At 54.9% G+C, this 17,755-nt stretch carries 14 protein-coding genes; 7 read left to right on the top strand and 7 right to left on the bottom strand.

Annotated features, from left to right (window positions below; all coding sequences use genetic code 11):
* The first annotated feature begins 57 nt into the window (after positions 1-57).
* On the top strand, positions 58-1,536 hold the full coding sequence (locus LNV09_RS14630) for a hypothetical protein (protein WP_263557801.1): 1,479 nt from the start codon (positions 58-60) through the stop codon (positions 1,534-1,536).
* 66 nt (positions 1,537-1,602) lie between these two features.
* On the opposite strand, the gene LNV09_RS14625 is transcribed toward LNV09_RS14630, so the two are convergent.
* Entirely contained in the window at positions 1,603-2,112 is a 510-nt protein-coding gene (locus tag LNV09_RS14625; protein WP_263557800.1) for a hypothetical protein, read from the bottom strand.
* A 571-nt stretch (positions 2,113-2,683) separates the two neighbouring features.
* Here LNV09_RS14625 and LNV09_RS14620 point away from each other — a divergent pair.
* Positions 2,684-3,571, top strand: coding sequence for a hypothetical protein (locus LNV09_RS14620; protein WP_263557799.1), 888 nt, complete (start codon positions 2,684-2,686; stop codon positions 3,569-3,571).
* Positions 3,555-4,172, top strand: coding sequence for an RES family NAD+ phosphorylase (locus LNV09_RS14615; RefSeq protein WP_263557798.1), 618 nt, complete (start codon positions 3,555-3,557; stop codon positions 4,170-4,172). Before LNV09_RS14620 ends, LNV09_RS14615 begins: the two co-directional genes overlap by 17 nt.
* Positions 4,173-4,683: 511 nt before the next feature.
* Here the strand turns inward: LNV09_RS14615 and LNV09_RS14610 are convergent.
* The 6 genes from LNV09_RS14610 to LNV09_RS14590 form a co-directional block, all read right to left on the bottom strand.
* Positions 4,684-7,767 (bottom strand): type I restriction endonuclease subunit R, encoded by a 3,084-nt coding sequence (locus LNV09_RS14610; RefSeq protein ID WP_263557797.1) that lies wholly within the window; start codon positions 7,765-7,767, stop codon positions 4,684-4,686.
* A gap of 1 nt (position 7,768) precedes the next feature.
* On the bottom strand, positions 7,769-8,071 hold the full coding sequence (locus tag LNV09_RS14605) for a hypothetical protein (RefSeq protein WP_263557796.1): 303 nt from the start codon (positions 8,069-8,071) through the stop codon (positions 7,769-7,771).
* Positions 8,072-8,180: 109 nt separating this feature from the next.
* Positions 8,181-9,011: a hypothetical protein gene (locus LNV09_RS14600; protein ID WP_263557795.1), complete on the bottom strand. Its 831-nt coding sequence runs from the start codon at positions 9,009-9,011 to the stop codon at positions 8,181-8,183.
* A gap of 121 nt (positions 9,012-9,132) precedes the next feature.
* The gene (locus LNV09_RS24865; RefSeq protein WP_505190994.1) at positions 9,133-9,528 is read right to left on the bottom strand and encodes a YjaZ family protein; all 396 of its coding nucleotides are present in this window, start codon (positions 9,526-9,528) and stop codon (positions 9,133-9,135) included.
* Between the two features lie 38 nt (positions 9,529-9,566).
* Entirely contained in the window at positions 9,567-10,886 is a 1,320-nt protein-coding gene (locus LNV09_RS14595; protein ID WP_263557794.1) for a restriction endonuclease subunit S domain-containing protein, read from the bottom strand.
* Positions 10,883-12,694 (bottom strand): type I restriction-modification system subunit M, encoded by a 1,812-nt coding sequence (locus LNV09_RS14590; protein ID WP_263557793.1) that lies wholly within the window; start codon positions 12,692-12,694, stop codon positions 10,883-10,885. The genes LNV09_RS14595 and LNV09_RS14590 overlap by 4 nt, the downstream gene beginning before the upstream one ends.
* A gap of 382 nt (positions 12,695-13,076) precedes the next feature.
* On the opposite strand from LNV09_RS14590, the gene LNV09_RS14585 reads away from it, so the two are divergent.
* From LNV09_RS14585 to LNV09_RS14570, 4 genes are read left to right on the top strand one after another with little or no spacing between them, the layout of a single operon-like run.
* On the top strand, positions 13,077-13,274 hold the full coding sequence (locus LNV09_RS14585) for a hypothetical protein (protein WP_263557792.1): 198 nt from the start codon (positions 13,077-13,079) through the stop codon (positions 13,272-13,274).
* Entirely contained in the window at positions 13,267-15,303 is a 2,037-nt protein-coding gene (gene zorA, locus LNV09_RS14580; protein WP_263557791.1) for an anti-phage ZorAB system protein ZorA, read from the top strand. Before LNV09_RS14585 ends, zorA begins: the two co-directional genes overlap by 8 nt.
* Positions 15,304-15,306: 3 nt before the next feature.
* Positions 15,307-15,996 (top strand): OmpA/MotB family protein, encoded by a 690-nt coding sequence (locus LNV09_RS14575; protein ID WP_263557790.1) that lies wholly within the window; start codon positions 15,307-15,309, stop codon positions 15,994-15,996.
* Entirely contained in the window at positions 15,993-17,750 is a 1,758-nt protein-coding gene (locus LNV09_RS14570) for an EH signature domain-containing protein (protein WP_318023297.1), read from the top strand. Before LNV09_RS14575 ends, LNV09_RS14570 begins: the two co-directional genes overlap by 4 nt.
* The last annotated feature ends 5 nt before the right edge of the window (positions 17,751-17,755 follow it).

Raw genomic sequence — 17,755 nt, 5'->3', positions numbered from 1 at the left:
CACTTTGCAAACGCTGGTCGAGCGGGCCGCCCTTTCGTCGTTTGTTTTGGAGTGCCTGTGAACACCCGTTTCCCTACCAAATCCACATTTGATGATGTGGTGTGCGACCTCGACCTGAGCTTTCGCGTCACGATGCTTCGACATGAGCCTGCTGAACTTGCGGCTCTCATCACTCAGCGCATCAAGCTCACTGCGAAGTACCTCGCTAGAACAAGCCTAGCGCCACACAGTAAAGCCCTTGAGGCCGTGTCCCAGGCTGTCCGCTTCTCCGACTGGCACCACTTGTCGACACACCTCGCGCGCGCTCTGGGGCCAGACCTAGCGAAGGCTCCCCAAGCCTGGCTTGACGCATTGAGCTCCACGCTTTTGGTGCTGGTTCAGCCGGAGGCTGACGTCAAGATGCCGGAGGCACAGCTCCAGGCCTTCGAGCGTCTTGGCCAGACACTTGGAATGCTTAGCGACACGCCGACGCAGGACGTTCTTGACGACGTTTGCGCTGCGCTGTGCGGCGGCAAGAATTGGCAAGAGGTGCGGAACCGGAGTCCCCTGAAGGCCCGGACTGCGCTGTACCAATTCTTGGTAGACGAAGGTAATGGGAATGGCTATGGCTATGAAGAAGCTTCGTCTACTGCCACAGCGTCAGCAGGGTTCTTCGATTGGAGTCCCGCTTGTTACGAGCTCGTTGAGGAATTGGACGGCCAATGGCAAGGCTACGATGACTTCACGAAGCCGCAGCAGAAGCGGGCCCGCAAGTGGGTCGAGGCAGCTTTGATTGCTCAGCCTGGTTTCTTGGAAGCTGGATTGGCCTTGGCTTCAATGCAGTACGACGCCGAAGAGGAGGGCGCTTCAGCCACCCTGGAACGCTATATCAAGCAAGCCGAGGCGCTCATCCCCATTGGCTTCAAAGGCCAGATTCTTTGGAGTCAGGTTGGTAACCGCTTCTATCACCGGATGTTTTGGCTTAGGCTTGAGATGCACGTTGTGGCTGGCGATTTGAAGTCAGCGGTGCGCCTCGCTCGCAAGCAGTTGAGGCTCAATCCTGCTGACAACTTCGGCGTGCGGCTCGCCCTGCCGTTACTCCTGCTTGAGCTGGGCGACTATCCGGCCGCCAAACGCGCGTTGAAGGGCCTTGCCACTGACGCAGGCCAAACTGCTTCGGCGATTCGCGCTTTCACCGAGTACGCTGCGGGCAATCAACAAGGCTTCCGAACAGAGCTTGTTGATGCCCTGATTTCTTTGCCGTGGTTACGGGTGTTCCTGTCGGGGCGCCGGGCAACCTTGCCCGACGGTGACGACGGATTCCGCGGCATGCAGCCGGACCTCGAGTTGTTTATTGAATTCGCCAGTTCAGCATATGGGGCTGTGCCTGGCTTGATGGCCGCATGCAAGAGTTTCTTGGCAGAGCCGCTAGTCATCGCTGTCGAAGCAGAGCTGAGGTCGTATTGGATGGTCTATGACCGAAGAGACGGCCAAAGGCAAGGTTCGTACGAGGAATGGGTCTTGCTCTGCAGCGATGCAGCAAGACGATTGGCCTAGCGGCATGGCAGCTGCCCGGGTCGGGCAGGGCGGTTCTTGTCAGCCCGCTGCTCCTACTTGCCAGCCTTAACCTTTGACTGGAGCGAGTGCTTTCGCAGCCTCACAGATGCATTCGACCATATTCACTGCTGCCAAAACAAAGTACTTCTCAGCTTCCGTTTTGATGTCAAGAATGTCCATTTGACCGAGTTCGTCAAAGACAAATGCAATCAAATGGGGCTCCGGATGGCTGCTGGTGAAATCGGCAACGGCTTCGGCTGTCTGAGCGGAACTGAGGCCTTCAACGAAGTTGATTCGCCCTACAACGCGTTTCAAACAGCTTTCTTGCATGTCTTCGGAGATGATGGGCCAGACCAGTACTGTGTCTTTCATGGCCTGGAAAAATGTCAGCAAGAGATTGACCAGTACATCGAGCTGCTCAAGAGATGTCCCGTAGCGCTGCTGGACAATCACCGATGCCAGCAGGTGCGGCTGCTGAGCAAATACCTCGTTAGCAAGCTCTGACTTTTCCTCCAGGGTCATGCGGCCGACAGTTTTGACAGCGTTGACGAGTATTGATTGGGTGATGATGGCCATGGGGCTATTGTTGGAGGTCGAGGCAGGAAAATCCTGGGGACGCAAGTCTATGACTTGGCGCAATCACCTTGGCCGGCGCTCCATGCAACTGTTTGGGGTGATGAGCCCTCCATCGATGTCCACGCACCGATTGCGGCTCCAATTACTAGGTCCAAGGGCAGGCATCTCTACTCTTAATTTGGTCCACAGGCTTGCCCGCCCTTCGCTTTGGGGTAGGTGCAAGGTGGATGCCTTCCCTGAAACCGTCAAAGCGGCTTTGAGAGCAAAACAGTTCGGAGACCTCGAAACTGCGAGCCGCATCCGCGCGGCCGCACCCCACCTTTTAACAGGTAAGTACCTAGCTAAGTTCAGAAATGTCCCCGCTATGGGGATTGATAGAGACTCCTCCGCAACAAAGACCCCCGCACCAGTACCGCAAGAACCTTCGCACTGAACTGATTCAGCACCACCAACCTTTGATTGATTTCAACAACCGCCCCGGATAAAAAAACCAGACGGCTTTTTCCACGTCTGGATTTGCGCGATGCTTGCTCTGCTTGCTCCTGGCCGGCCGCTCTGGTATCCTCATGTTATGAGCACAAAGGACCTCTCGCGCCTCAAAATCGAGGGCAAGTTCAGCAGCCCTGCCCGTCGCAGCAAGGAAACGCCCCCAGACCCGTTTCTCCGTGAAGGTGAGCGGCCGATAGGGGGCGATGATGTTTTCAAGGCCCTCCAAGACGCCCGGAAGCGTTCAAGGTACGAAAGCAATTTTGATATACCGACACGTACTGCGCGGCTGGACCCGAATACACCTGAAATCTCGGCGAACAGGAGGGCAGCTCGAGAACTCCGCCTTTTGAATGAAAAGCTATCTGACCAAGAGCGAGTCTTGAAAGCGATACGCAAACAGCAGACGGCGCAAGCTCTCCTGCTCGCTGACCAAGCCCTCACCCTCAAACGGTTGCTCTCGATTTTGAGCGAGAACAGTTTGAAAAAGCCCGGTCCTTTGTCCACTGCGGCGACAGCCGTGAATGCCCTGCGACAGCGTCTTGCCTCGAAGGCGCCGCAGGAAGAGGGCGAGGGCCTGACTCGGGCCGAAACTTCTGAGGCAGTTAAGCACGAATGGGTCTCATCAGGCCTGCTCGTCGGCTGGGCCGCTCTGGGCGAGGCTTGGGGCGGGCGTCAGCGGCAAGCTTTGGACCAGGCACGTGAGCGGCACGAGCTCTTCAGCTTGAAGGTAGCGGGGAGGCACCATTACCCTGCGGCATTCCTTAACTTGTCCGCTGAAACAGTGAAAGCCATCTGTCTGCTTCTGAAGAACGTAGACCCTGCAGCGCAAGTGATTTTTTGGAATCGCCCACATGGCGCCCTCGGCGGACAGACGCTGGAGCAAGCCCTTGCCGGCGGAAAGCTCGCGCGCGTCGCTCACCTTGCTAAGACATTCGCTGAAGAATACGCCGGGCATGTCGAGGCTGCCTGACGCGGCCGCACTGGCCAAAGTGCGCTCGGTGGTCGTGCCGGTGGCGGGCCTTTTCAGGCTGAGCCGTTTCCCTGCAACCGAGCCTTATTTTGCAGTCAAAGGGGCGTATCGCTTCGACGACCCAGCAGGGCTACCCGACCCCACAGGAAACCCCGGCGCCGCAACTTTTGGCGTGCTCTATGTTGCTCAGGACGCTGAGACAGCTTTTTGCGAATCTGTCATTCACGGAAATTCGCGTTTTGTTGCGGGCAGCTATGAAGTGTCCGACGCTGAGTTGGGTGAGCGGCACCTAGTGACCTTCACCCACCGTTCGCGCAAGCGGCTGACTGTGGCGGACCTGACCGGCGACGCTCTGAAAGCCCTTGGCTTGAACAACGACATTTCCGCAGGCAGCGACTACAGCATTCCACAGCAATGGGCCGCAGCGCTCCATGCTGCACACCCTATCTTGGACGGCATCAGGTACGTGAGTCGCCAGCACAACAGTGCGCACTGCTTTGCACTTTTTGACCGAAGTGACGTGATTCGAGACAGTTCCTTTGCTTTGCCCGAGGACGTCATCGACGGCCTTTGCGAGTCGTTTAACGTGAAGCGGGTCTGAGCGGGTCTTGGCGGGTTTGAAGCGGGGGAGCTGCCCCGCAGAAGGAATAAAGGCCCGCTGCTGGCGAGCCTTCAAGGGTACAAGGGAGCCCTTCACCTCACACTCGCCGCTTAGCGTTAGCTGCCAAAGCTGACCTTCTCCTTTATAGGCTCCCGCTCAGTCCAACCCAGCACCCTGTGCGTGAATTTCTCGCTTTTGGGGTCTTTTGTATTCCGGCACACGCCGACTGAACTCATTGTCACTCACACCGGTGAGGGCTCCACAAAAGCTAAGCAGTATGCGCAATCAGTCAGTGGAAGCGAACCAGCCTGCTCTCACAAGCAAGCCGTGGCATGCATCTCGGCCGAGTCCCGGAAGGGCTCCGCATTTAACAAGTAGGACAGGAATACTCGCAGGTGCACATCCGCTTGACCGGGCTTGGCACGGCACTGCGCCAGGCCCGGCCCGGCCCGGCCGTGGGAAAGTCGGCAGGCCAGAAGGGGGCGGAAATGGCGTTAACTTTGCCATCGTCCTAAGCCCCCCGACCACTCTGAAATTGCTGCCAAACCATTTTTGCCAACATGCTCTGCATGACGCCAAAGACACGGTTGTCCTTGAGCAGTTGGTCAGCAATGCTGTTCTGAGCATCCTTGGCGTCAATGATGACGTCCATGAACGCATCCTTGAAGTCCCCCATTGAAAATTGCTCTTCGGAGTTGTTCACTGCCTGCTCTGCCAGCGCTTCATTGGCCATGAGGTGGCCCTTCCATGCCGTCACTGCGCCGATGAAGTCAGCTTCAGTGATTTCGCCCGCGAACAGGTCGTTCATTTTCGAAACGATTTCGCGCAGCTCTTTGTGCTCATCCTCAGGCCGTGCACCTGTGCCGGCCTCGCTGACGCCAGGGAGCTTGATGATTTCAGCCTTCTCAAGGTCAAGCTTCTGCTCACCAAGGCGCTGCAGTCGGTAATGGGTCAGCTTCACATCTGAGTCCAGCGACAGGACTTCCCCTCGCGCGGCTTCTGCCAGCCTTGGCATCAGATTCTTGCCAAACACGAAAAGCTTCTCCAATTCAGTGTCGTTGTACGGCACGATTTGCGAAAGGAACTCGTATAGGCGAAGGAACGAGCCCAGGTCCTTGCGGAAGAGCTCTTGCTTTTCTACTTCAAGAGCAACGAAGCGGTCAAAAGCAGGTTTGAGCTGAGCATGAAGGGCGCCCTGGTTTTTGACCTTTGGACTGAAGAACGCCTCAGAGAAAGCCTCAACCTCAGTCCAGAAATAGACGTTCGCTTTGTTGAGCTTGCTCAGCAGTTCATGAACGATGTTCGGGTCGGTGACATCCTCAAGCTGGGCCGTACGGTAGTAGGGCTGGAAGCTCTTGAGAATCTCTTCGGGCTTGTTCACAAAATCCAGCACGAAGGTGTCGCTTTTGCCAAAGTACATGCGGTTGAGGCGTGACAAGGTCTGGACGGCCAGTACGCCCGAGAGCCTCTTGTCGACGTACATTGTGTGCAGCAGAGGCTGGTCAAACCCGACCTGGTACTTATTGGCAACCAGCAAGATACGATACTCATCCAACTTGAACGCCTCAGAGGGCTCTTGCCCCTTGATTGCGGGGTTCAGCGAGCTTTCATTGAACTCGCCTTCACCAGAATCCGGGTCGATGACTGAGCCGGAGAACGCCACCAGGGTGTGCAGGTCAAGATACTTTTGTTCGCGGATGTAGCGGTCGATGGCCAGCTTGTACCGAACAGCTGCCTTGCGACTGTCTGTTACCAGCATGGCCTTGGCTTTGCCGCCAATTTTGCCGGCAACGTGCTCGCGAAAGTGCTCCACGATGACCACAACTTTTTGCGAAATGTTGTGAGGGTGCAGCTTGGCGAAACGAGTCAGGGCCTTGCGTGCCTTTTGCTGTGGCACGACCTTGCTGTCGTGAATGGAGCCAAGGTTGTAAAAGGTCGAGTAGCTCGTGTAGTGCTTGAGCACATCAAGGATGAACTCCTCCTCGATGGCTTGCCGCATCGAATACACATGGAAGGGGATTGGCTTACCGTCTTCATCCTTGCGCCCAAAGAGCTCCAAGGTCTTGGCCTTGGGTGTCGCTGTGAAGGCGAAATAGCTCACATTGGTCGGCCGCTGGCGACCCTCGACCACGCCGTTGATGATGTCTTCCGTGGTGATGTCATCGGGGTCAACTTCTACATCGGCCTCAACTTCCACTGTTTCGCCATCCAGGTCAACAACAAGGGTCTTTTTCGGGGAGCCCTTGGTCAGCGCGCGCTTGAGCTTGGTGGCAGCAGACCCGGACTGGCTCGAATGGGCCTCGTCCACGATAAGCGCGAAAGAACGCGTGCCGAGGTCATTGACCGTATCAAGGATGAAGCCGAACTTCTGCAAGGTGGTGACGATGACCGGCACACCGTCATTGAGCGCCTTGGCCAGCTGGGCGCTGTTATCACTGATGGTTTGTACGACACCCTTTTTGTGCTCAAACTGGCTGATGGTGTCTTGCAGCTGCTTATCCAGAACCCGGCGGTCGGTGACAACAATGACGGTGTCGAAAACCTTTTTGTCAGCGTCGTTGTGCAGGTTGGCAAGCCGGTGGGCGGTCCACGCAATGGAGTTTGACTTGCCGGAGCCTGCCGAGTGCTGAACCAAGTAGGTGTTGCCGGGTCCTTCCTCGGCGGCGCACCTGACCAGTTCCTTGACCGCAACCAGTTGATGGAACCGCGGGAAGATGAGCGACTCTTTGCGGATGACCTTGCCTTTTTCCTCGACCTCTTTGACTTCAAGGTGCATGAAGTCACCGAGAATTTCAAGCAGCGTGTCCCGCTGCCATACAAAGTCCCACATGTAATACGTGGGGTAGCCCTTGCCTTTGGGCGCAGGAGGGTTGCCGGCACCTGCGCTGAACACATCGACGCCGTCCGGCTTGCCCACATTGAAGGGCAGGAAATGCGTAGCTTCGCCTGCGAGCTTTGTGGTCATGAAGACCAGGTCGGTGGAAACAGCGAAGTGCACCAGCGCGCGGCTCTTGAACTGAAGCAGTGGCTCCAGTTCCTTGGACTTAGGGTCCTTCGGGTGGCGGTCGTTCTTGTACTGGTTGATGGCGTCCTTGGCGCTCTGCGTGAGGTCTGTCTTGAGCTCAGACGTGGCTACCGGGAGCCCATTGACGAAGAAGGTCAGGTCAATGCTCTTCTCGTTGTGCAGGCTGTAGTGCAACTGACGGATGACGGTCAGGCGGTTCTTCTTGTAGGTTTCGAAGAGCTTGGCATTCTTGCGATGCGCCGGTTTGAACTGGCACAGCGAGAATTTGGCATCAACGTCCTTGAAGCCATGGCGCAGGACGTGCAGCGTGCCGTGGGTGTCCAGTTGCTTGGCAACCCGTTTGACGAACATGTCATCGGATTTGCCGTTATGCCAGCGTTTGAACTTGGCCCATTCGGCCGGCTGCGTGTCCTTGACGTAGCTAAGCAGGTCGTCCGGGTAGATGGCCAACTCGCGCGAGTAGGACGTGGCGTCCTTCAGGTGCGTTCGTAGGTCCCAGCCGTCGGCCTGCAATTGCGCGCAAAGTTCGTCTTCGAAGACCTTCTCGGTGTGAATGCCAGCAGTCGCCATGTCAGTTGCCCACCTTTCGGTAGGTGAGATTCATCGCTTTTGCTGTCGTCGGATTTACGAGCTCGAAGCGAACAGCGGTGCCTTTCATCAATCCGTCTTTGTAGGTCACAAGGACCGCCTTGCCTTCGGTCTTGTAGCTGACCTTTTCAATCAAGCCCATGGACTCGGTTTCACCGTCCCTGAAGGAGATTTTCAGGGGCATGGCACCGGCGGCTTGCCAGGTTCCAGCCAAGGGACCGGGCGAGGAATCGCCGCAAGCGGCTAGCAGAAGGCTCAAGACCAGAGCTGAGAGGATTCGAAACATTGACACTCCCTGAAATTCTTTTGTTTGGTGAACGGTTTTAGCTCAACTCGTCGGGTTCGGTAGTGACCCGTTTAAGTTCGTGCAGCGTTTTGTCCGCAGTGGTTGCCCTTCAAGCAGCCCCTACCTGATTTGTGGAGCTTGGCGCAGCAAGGGTAGCTTTCGACGGAAAGGCAGGCAGCAGTCCGCACGCACTTTGGTCACTCATGAATGCCGTCACAGCATTTGTAGTGCAAAGGCGATTGAACCAGTTCCATCCAAATGAGCCCTTGTAAGCAATCACGGCATCAGGCGCTGACCATTCGACCAGCTCCAAGAGTTCGGTGTGAAGTTGCCTCAACGCCTGTACCGAATGACTCCAGTGGGTGTTTGGCGAGCCTAGCCAGTGAGGTTTCCAAACAGGCTCAAAATGTGCAACACGGTTTCGCAGGTCTTGTAGTCTTTTGAGCCTCAGGACAAGGGGTGCCTTGTTAGGAACATAGCTCCAATGTTGGGGTTTTGAATTCGGATGATTTGGAAATACGGCAGTGAACGCGCGCGGAGCGAATCGTTGCGACAGCCCCTCCATAACATTTGGCCAAATTCCGAATGTCAGCTCAGAAATGACCTTGTCTGGGCTAGGCTGAATAGCTTTTCGAATTGGGGGCGAACCTGAGCACAACAAAGCTTCGACCTTTTCAAGCGACTTGCCCTGTATGGGTACAGAGTTCGCTAACGCTCTGTCGTACCACGGGTAAGAAGTCGAGGACCCGCCTGAGCACTGTGTCGATAGCGTTTCGTGAATGGCATTTCTAAGCACGACCTCGGCTATCCCAAGAAACGGATGGAAGCTGGCGCTCACAGCTTGTCCCCACATGTAGGCGCCTAAGTGCTCATCATCATTTGCTGGCTTGAAATGAGTTTTGTAGGGCTGTACCCTAGGAGCTGCCAATAGAGTCAACATTTGAGCTGCAGGAGGTGGGGTAGGGTGGATTGGTTGACTCATTTAAAACATTTTGCTAGACTTGCACGGTAGGCCTTGAGGAGCCCACTCCCGCACCTGTGTACTGTGTGTAGACAGGTAACTAAGCCGGTGATGACCTCATACGCATTAGAGCAAGGCGCCACCTCCGGGTGGCGTTGCGCTTTCTGGAGTGTGATTTTGAGCGTTGAACGCGACGATTTGACAAGTCCCTGACAATTCCAGGCAGCTCTTTTGACTGAAGGTACCTGAGCGGGCATGTCACCCGACGCTCCCTGCCATTGTCAAAATTCTCAGCAGGCGGGATATCTGACTCATTTCGCCCGTCGTGCTTAAATGAAAACGTAAAGCAGTGACGCGGAAATAGAATCATCTCACCTATGGGGGGTCCCAGTTCAGGGGCGACTTTGAGAGCAAAAGCATCAACGTGAGCAAGGTCGAGCGCTTGCCCTTGAAAAGTGACCTTGGCAAACCTGTGATGTGGCCCCACAACCTCCATGTGGTCAACGACGGTCACGTCAAAATCTAAGTTTGTCTTCACGCAATCTCCTGCATAGCACCGTCAGTCAGCTGGCCCGTGACGGCAGCTGAAATCAAAGACGAGCGGTATTCTCGGAGGCGGTCAATATGGGCCAATAGGTGTTCGTGAAGCTCACCAACTTGTGCACGCATTGTTTGTAGCTTCGCCACGAGCTCTGTTTGAAGCCCTGTAGGGGGTACTGCAAGCCACAGCTCTCGCAGGTTTCCTGAGCCGATATTCCTGGCCAATCCGTCAGCGCCGCTAACAAACTGGAGCACTTGCTCTCTCAATGCTCGGGTGTTGCAAACCCAGGCTAAAAGTTCAGGCAAAAGGGGCGGTTTGGCTTCGAAACGGAGCCGAAAATTCTTGTCACTGAGCATTAATCGTGGCCTAGTGCCGTATACATAGGCGAACGAACCGACGTACTCGGCTGTTCCACTTGCTCGTGTAATCAGGACGTCGCCCGCCTTCACTTCAAGCTCGGGCAGAGCTTTAAGGGATGCTGGAAGTGCTTTGTGCTCATTTTCCCGATAGGTTCCCGCATTGGCTGCCCCAGCTTTCAAAACGCCCCATTCATCACCGTCAGCGAGCCTTGCTTCGCATTCCGGGCTCCATCCTTGTTCAATACCCTTGACCAGGTGGCGCAGCCGCATCAGCTTCCATCCTTTTGGCAAAGAAGGAATCCAGCCATTTCCTGTGGCTAATTGGGGTTGGTCGGCACCGAAGCAGATTCGCGTTAGTTCCGCGGCATGCCATTCAGTCAAAGCCTCCTGTAACCGCTCCTTCTCTGCAATCAACGTATCAATGCGCGCCGTCTTGTCATCAAGGAAGTTGGCGATTAGCTCTTGATTGCTGAGTGATACCCTCGGGACGGCAAAGTTTCTAAAGCTTGTTTGGTCCAAATTTTGCATGCTGCTACTCGTACCCTCACAAGCCATCTTGACTTGTTCGCGATAGAGCTCCGAGCGTGTCCACCAGTAGACAAAACGCGGCACCGCCATATCACTACAAAATTCGACTTGCCAAAGACGGTCTGGTAGAAAAAGCTCAGGTGCATCTTTAGTAACCAGTCCTGCCGCGCCGACCAGGTCTGGCGTGTTCATGCGACTGACGATTAGAGTATTTGCTCGAACAGGACATGAAACCCTGCCAAGCTCTTCCGGGATGACGGTCTTGTTTTCTCTGGGGTCAAAACTTCCGGAATAGACGCAGCTTGTCTTGAGAACGCCCAGTTGCCCATACTCTGCCGGCGTGTCGGACGCATTGACACTTACCCCTGAACAAATCGAGTGGATGAGCCTTTTTAGCGGTATGGTGGAGAAAGCGGGGCTCGTCACGCCACCACCCCTTTCATCAGCTCCACAAACCGCTTTTCCATTTCGCGGATTTCTTCAGCAATGACTTCGGGCTTTCGCGGAGCCTTGTAGACGTAGAAATATCGGTTGAAGTTGATTTCATAGCCAACCTTGCCAACCTTGCCGTCCTTCTCGTCAGTTATGTCTCCATTCACCCAGGCGTCCGGTACGTGGGGCAGCACCTCGCGTCGGATGTAGGTGCCGAGGTCCTCGAGCAAAGGGACGTTCTCGGTGTCGCGCAGTTCGGGGTCGTACGGGGTCTGGCCCTTCTTGAACTTGACCTTCACCACCTTGCCTGGCGCAATTGGCCGGTCAACGGTGACCTTGCGATACCCGAAAAACTTGTTTTCAAAAATCTTGGAGACAATGCGCGGCGCTTCAGGCTCCTTGGGGGCCGCCACCTTGGGGTCAATGAACTCGTTGCCGAATGTCGCGTCCTTCAGATTGCCTGAGTAAACCTTGACGATTTCCGCAATCTGCTCTTCAGTGATGCGCACGCGCTTGTTGCCCATCGACTTCTGCATCTTGGCGTACATGCGGGTCGCGTCGATGAGCTGAACCTTGCCCTTGCGGTCAGCACGCTTGTGGTTGCTCAGCAGCCAAACGTAGGTTGCGATGCCGGTGTTGTAGAACAGGTCGTTTGGCAACGCGACGATGGCTTCAAGCAGGTCGTTTTCTAGGACGTAGCGCCGGATGTCTGATTCGCCTGAAGTCGTGTCGCCCGTGAATAAGGGCGAGCCATTGAGAACAATGCCGATGCGGCCGCCGCCCTCGGAGGCAGGGCGCATCTTTGAAATCAAGTGGAGCAGGAAGAGCATGGAGCCGTCGTTGATGCGTGGCAGCTCAGGGCCAAATCGGCCTGCGTAGCCCTTGCTCGTGTGCTCGTTTTTGACCTGGTCTTGGACTTTCTTCCAATCAACGCCAAAAGGTGGGTTGGAAGCCTGGTAGTCAAACTTGTCTTGGGGGAACCCATCTGCTGACAAAGTGTTGCCGCGGACGATGTTCTTCGGGTCCTGTCCCTTAATGAGCATGTCCGCCTTGCAAATGGCATAGGACTCATCGTTGAGTTCTTGCCCGAACAGTCTCACGATGGCGGTATTGTTGATACTGCGTGCGACGGCTTCGCCGACGGACAAGATGCCACCGGTGCCCGCGGTGGGGTCGTACATCGTGCGAACAACGCCTGGTTTGGACAGTGCCTCGTCGTCGCCAGCAAATAGGCAATGCACGATGAGCTGAATCACTTCGCGGGGAGTGAAGTGCTCGCCGGCGGTCTCATTGGAAGCTTCAGCAAACTTCCTGATGAGCTCTTCGAAGGCCAGGCCCATGGTCTCGTTCGGCACGGTATCTGGATGCAAATCGACCTTGGCGAATTCCTGGACCACTTGGAACAGGAGGTCCTTTTCGTCCAGCTCAGCGACTCGCTCTACGAACTTGAATCGCTCGAACACGTCGCGGGCGTCGTCAGAGAAGTCCCCGATGTATTCAACGAGGTTGTGTTTGATGTTCTTGGGGTCTGCAAGCAAGCCGTGCAAGGTGAACGTGCTGGTGTTGTAAAAGGCTCGGCCGCTCTTGCGTTTCAAGAACGGCTCAAGGTTTACGCCCTCGGGTTTGCGCTTGGCAAACTCGGCCAATACGGCGTCTTTGGTGGGCTCCAGGACGCATTCCAGGCGACGCAGAAGCGTGAAGGGGAGGACTACCTTGCCGTAGTCGGCTTGCTTGTAGTCGCCGCGGAGCAATTCTGCGACGGACCAGATGAGATTTGCGAGTTCGGAGAAATTTTGTGCCATGGTTGCAATGTACAGGTGCTCGCGACGCGACCTTGTTACCGTGACCTCTATCCCTCTAAAGGGGGGAGGACGGTCTGCTGCCAAGAATCGGCATTTGAGTGTGTACGATGCCGCAACTTGTATTGCGTGACGCGATACATGTCAATAAGCCATAAATCCGGTGAAAAGCTCTACCAGTTAGAGGGCTCATTGCCGGCAGATGAGCCAAATCACGGTTCGTCCATTCCTCAGCCTTGGACATGAAATCTTCAAGGACTTTGTATGGGCCGAAGTTTTTGCGACAGTTCCGAACGAATTGCTTTCCTTTTGACTACACAGCTTCGCCCGCCCACTTTAGAGAGGGCGCATGCCGTTGCCTTTCGGACTTCTTGAAAAGAGAACTATGAACGACGAGAAAAGAGTTTCAGTCAGTTTTCGTGTGACTCCTCATTTCAAGCGGCTGCTTGAGGCTGCCGCAAAGCTAGAAAACCGGTCTCAGACGAATATGCTGGAAACACTCGTATTTGCCTACGGAAAAAACATTGGTCTTGAAGACGCTACTAAAAATATGCATATGCAGGGAGAGAAAATAAATGATTGATGTTTCGGCTGTCCCATTTCATTTGCTAGTCACGGGTGGACTTTTAGCCCTGCTAGTGCTCAGCTTCATCGTACTGTTCCTGCTGCCAGGTATTCGCCACTGGTTTCGCCTCAGGGCGGTTTTGAGCAGCGTGCTGGCCTTAGCGGGGAAAAGCCCCCCAGCTGAATTGAAAAAGGTCTTTGTAAATGACTTGCGACTGGCCCATCTTTGGAGCGAGTACCAAGACACTCTTCATGTCCAGCGTGAGGAACATGAAGGACAAATGCTTGTCACAGCAGTGCGTTCAACAGTTCCAGCGGAAGCATTTTTCAACAACCAGTTTGTTGTAGATAGCCGGTTAAGGACTGAGTTTTTTAAGCATTTGCCAGGGATTTTCACGGGCCTCGGCATCATTGGGACGTTCACTGGCCTGATTTCGGGCCTAGCGAACTTCAAGGTCAGCGATAACGCCGCCACTGTGCGCGAGAGCCTAGAGTCGCTGATGCACTCGGTTGGCGAGGCCTTCCTCATTTCCGCTGCAGCAATTACCGCGGCTATGGCCGTCACATTCTTCGAGAAGTTTCTGCTGGCTGCGTTGTATCGGAAGTCAGAAGAAATTGCACATGCAATTGATGCACGGTTTGATGGTGGCGCAGGAGAGGAGTACCTGTCTCGGTTGGTCACAGCTTCAGAAGCTTCGGCTAGTCAGACAAAGATTTTGAAGGACGCTCTGGTTAAAGAACTTGGGGACATCTTGCGCGAATTGACGGCGTCGCAACTCGCTACGGGCGAAAGGATGAACCTTCAACTGGCCCAACGCATCGAGGATTCCTCAAATAAGCAAGTGTCCGCAGCCCGTGAAGACAACCAAGCTCTTGGCGATGCCATTGCTGAAAGCATCGAAAGGAGTCTGAAGGGGCCATTGGAGGACATCGCCTCAACAGTTAAGTCCGCATCCGGAGACCAGAGTTCTTCCGCCATTCAGATGCTGAATGATGTCATGGTGAGCTTCAGTCAAAGGTTGAATGACCTGTTTGGGGGGCAAATTAATGGCATCAATGAACTGAACAAACAGACGGCGCAAGGCATGCAAGATGCTGTGGCTTCATTGAGTGCACTTGTTGGAAAGCTTGAAGACAGTGGTTCACGCGCGACGAACGAGATGGCCAGCCAAATGGCTGCTTCCATCAAGGCAATGGAAGAGCGGCAAGGCAGCATGAACGAACAGAGCCAGGCTTTTGTAGAACAAATTCGCAAGTTGGTCGAAAGCTCTCAGGCGGAGACGCAGCAGAAGCTCCAATCCACGTTGGAAACCATCGGGCAGCAGATGACAACCATCTTGACGACGTTGGGAGAGACCCAAACCCGAGCCTTTGAAAGCAATCGGGCGCGAGAGGAGTCGATGGCGGACCGAGCTCAGGGAATGGTCTCAGGTATGACTGGAAGTGTTGAGTCTGCGGTCAAAGAGATGACGGCAGCTTCTCAGTCCATGACACAGAGCGTGTCTGTGTTGGCTGCAGCCACCACGACTTCGGTTGATAAGCTGAGTGCTGGTGCAGAACGGCTGAACAGCGCCGCTACCAACTTCGCTACTGCTGGCGAGAAGGTTTCCGGCGTGATGGGGCAGGCGGCAACTGTGAGCGCAAAGTTGAATGAAGTTTCAGGCGCGCTTACCGTCAGCGCTGGTGCTGTGCAGGAGGCACTCAGTGATTACCGTAGCCAGCGCGAGGCGGTTTCGCAGCTCTTGGCAGGGGTCCGAGCAACCGTGGAGCTGGCGCGCAAGGAAGCCAGCTTGACAGCGGATGTTCTCCAAAGGATAGAAGCTTCAACAGCGAAACTTGGCACAGCCCAAAAGGCCGCCGACGATTATCTCGATGGCGTCAGCACCGTTCTTGCCAATTCGAGTGAGGCATTCCGTGAGTCTGTGGTGTCTACTTTGTCCAAGGTCAATCATGACTTCCACACGAAGCTCAGCGGTGCCGTGGGGCTTCTATCAACGGCCGTTCAAGAGCTTGAAGTAACACTGGGCAGCCTCGCCCCAAGGCGGTAAACCATGTTCGCCGCAAGACAAGTTTCTAACCGCGGTGGTCGTGACGAAGCGGAAAAACCGTTTTGGATTTCCTTTGCTGACCTCATGACTGCTTTGATGGTTATGTTCTTAATCGTCATGGGCGTTGCTCTTTTGGCTGTGACGAAGGATGGAAAGAAGCATGAGGATGAAATCTCCAAAATTCTTGAACGCTTTGAAGAGGCAGCGAAGCGTCACAAAGGCATCACTGTGGACAAGGATAGGCAGGTCATAAATTTTGGTGAGCGAGCCCAGTTCGCCTTCGGAGATTGGCGTTTGAATGCTGACCAAGAAGAGGTGATTCGCAAATTCGTTCCTGAAATCGTCGCGCTTGCAAACGAGGAGCTTGGCAAGAGCATATTGAAGCGAATCGTTGTCGAAGGCTATACCGACAAGAAGGGCACCTATCTCTCGAACTTGAACCTCAGTTTGCAGCGGAGCCAGCGGGTTGTGTGTTCATTGTTTGCCACCACAGGTCCTAGCCTGTTGAGCAAGGCTCAGAAGGAAGACGCTCGCAGCTTGTTCTTTGTAGGGGGCTACTCTTTCAACGCAGCCAAGGATACGGCCGAGGAAAGTCGGCGTGTTGAGATGCGTCTCGAATTCCTGGGCATTGGCGAGCGAAGGGCAAGCCCACCAGCCTCGGATGGCAACTTTGGCGATTGCGCACTCCGATGAGCGCTCTGGACTTCCTTGCTGGTCTTCTGCGCACAAGCGTTAGCGCAGGCGATAGGCCGATGCCAGCAGACTCAAGCCTTGACGCTGTAATCACTCAGCTCCAACGCCATGCACGCGGGGGGTCACAGACCCCGGTCTCGGAGGACCTCCAAGTTCAGGCCGTTCGTCGATTCTGGGAGTCGCAGCGATTCGACAACCTGAAGGACGCTCGACTGGTGTCGTTTGGTCTGTGCATTCCGAGTGGCGCTTCAAGCCCTTGCATTATGGAGGACCGGCTTCGCTTCCAGGCTGTGCTTGACCGACAAACCGGGGTGGACCAGTGGGTCGACGAGCCGCGGTGGTATCGGCGTTGCTATCAAGGTTTGGTTCGGAGCTATTTCACGTATGACCCAAACGTTGAACGTCATTCAACCGTCGGAAGAAAGAACTGGGGAGACCTTCGTGACTACCTGCATGACCGTACTCGAAATATCGTCGACAAGACGCTGAATCCTGATTGGGTCACGACGGCAGTCGGAAACCGTCAGCTTTTCGGTGAAGACCCTTGTGCGCCATACGCTGCAGAGGTTTTGAAAGGCAATACTGAAGTCATCGACGAACTTTGTGAACAGCTGGGTGTCATCAAAGCGTCCTGGTTCCTGCGGGAGTTGGTTTTGGCTCAGGTCCGTCAGGCTACTTTGCTTAGCCAAGACAAGTTCAAAGAACTTATTCCCGACCTCGTCAAGCTCATCGCAAACAACACGGTGTTGCGGGACCGCGGTTTGATTTTGATGCTTGATAAGCATGCATCCGTTGCTCAACCTGCGCTCAACGAATCGCTTAGAAATGCCTCCGTTGAGTGGTGGGGAAATCCTTGGCTGCCTTCGAATGAGACACGTTGGGGCGGGGTAGTTCCCGCAGCTCGAGAAATGGTATCGGTCTGGCTAAAAAGCGAGTTCATTGAGGCCTTCTTTACCAAGCTAGCAGAGGACGGCGTAGGTGACCGGCGGCGCGCGAACTTTTGGCTTCGATACGTCAAGTCAATGGATACCGTTCAGTTCGCACTAGGTGCCCAGGCGCTGTACTCAGGCGACCGCGACTTTAAGGCGCTTCGCACAAAGATGAAGGGCCTGTACACCGAGCTTAAGACCACTGATAGCTCGAACAACGCTTTTGTGATGACCATGGGCGACTTGGTTGCCGTGGAGTTCGGAGGCATGGGCCATGCACTTTATGGATATGACCAGAGCAAGGTATTACCATTTGATATGGCCCATCCGGTCGTCACTACCGTAGACGCAAAGAACTCCTTGAAACACAAGCAGCGCATGTTGTGGATGTCGCATCAAGATGGCATTAAGGGATGGAACAAGTGGGAGGAGATGTTCGAAGCGACACTGAAACAAGAGTTTGGTATCAAGCCGAACGTGGAGCCTCGCCGAGTAGCTCGGAGCCAAACTCCCTCTGCGGCAAAAGATGCGACAGCGCCAAGTAGCTCACAAATTGTTCGGCCAACAGTTCCTCCTCTGAGAGTCATGCAGCCTGAAGTGCCAAAGGCAGGTCCAGTGCCTATTTCTAAGGGTGCAAAGAAGGCTTTCAGCATGGAGGCGCTTGACGAATTTGCCCGCGCAAGAAGTCTAAAAATTGAAGATTTCAGCAAAGAAGATAAAGGTGGCAACCTTTGGGTCAGAACCGATGACGGCGACCTTTCGGTGAACCGAATTTTGCTCGACTGGCAATTCAGATACAGGGCACCTAAAGGCTGGTGGCGGTAACCATT

The organism is Paucibacter sp. B2R-40 (assembly GCF_025717555.1).
Taxonomy (GTDB): Bacteria; Pseudomonadota; Gammaproteobacteria; order Burkholderiales; family Burkholderiaceae_C; genus Paucibacter_A.
This window is presented reverse-complemented; position numbering and strand designations above follow the sequence as displayed.

Bases quoted from the DNA above. Each gene is read 5' to 3' on its own strand.
- LNV09_RS14625 (WP_263557800.1), bottom strand. From the start codon at position 2,112: ATGGCCATCATCACCCAATCAATACTCGTCAACGCTGTCAAAACTGTC.
- LNV09_RS14620 (WP_263557799.1), top strand. From the start codon at position 2,684: ATGAGCACAAAGGACCTCTCGCGCCTCAAAATCGAGGGCAAGTTCAGC.
- LNV09_RS14615 (WP_263557798.1), top strand. From the start codon at position 3,555: ATGTCGAGGCTGCCTGACGCGGCCGCACTGGCCAAAGTGCGCTCGGTG.
- LNV09_RS14610 (WP_263557797.1), bottom strand. From the start codon at position 7,767: ATGGCGACTGCTGGCATTCACACCGAGAAGGTCTTCGAAGACGAACTT.
- LNV09_RS14605 (WP_263557796.1), bottom strand. From the start codon at position 8,071: ATGTTTCGAATCCTCTCAGCTCTGGTCTTGAGCCTTCTGCTAGCCGCT.
- LNV09_RS14600 (WP_263557795.1), bottom strand. From the start codon at position 9,011: ATGTTGACTCTATTGGCAGCTCCTAGGGTACAGCCCTACAAAACTCAT.
- LNV09_RS24865 (WP_505190994.1), bottom strand. From the start codon at position 9,528: ATGGAGGTTGTGGGGCCACATCACAGGTTTGCCAAGGTCACTTTTCAA.
- LNV09_RS14590 (WP_263557793.1), bottom strand. From the start codon at position 12,694: ATGGCACAAAATTTCTCCGAACTCGCAAATCTCATCTGGTCCGTCGCA.
- LNV09_RS14585 (WP_263557792.1), top strand. From the start codon at position 13,077: ATGAACGACGAGAAAAGAGTTTCAGTCAGTTTTCGTGTGACTCCTCAT.
- zorA (WP_263557791.1), top strand. From the start codon at position 13,267: ATGATTGATGTTTCGGCTGTCCCATTTCATTTGCTAGTCACGGGTGGA.
- LNV09_RS14575 (WP_263557790.1), top strand. From the start codon at position 15,307: ATGTTCGCCGCAAGACAAGTTTCTAACCGCGGTGGTCGTGACGAAGCG.
- LNV09_RS14570 (WP_318023297.1), top strand. From the start codon at position 15,993: ATGAGCGCTCTGGACTTCCTTGCTGGTCTTCTGCGCACAAGCGTTAGC.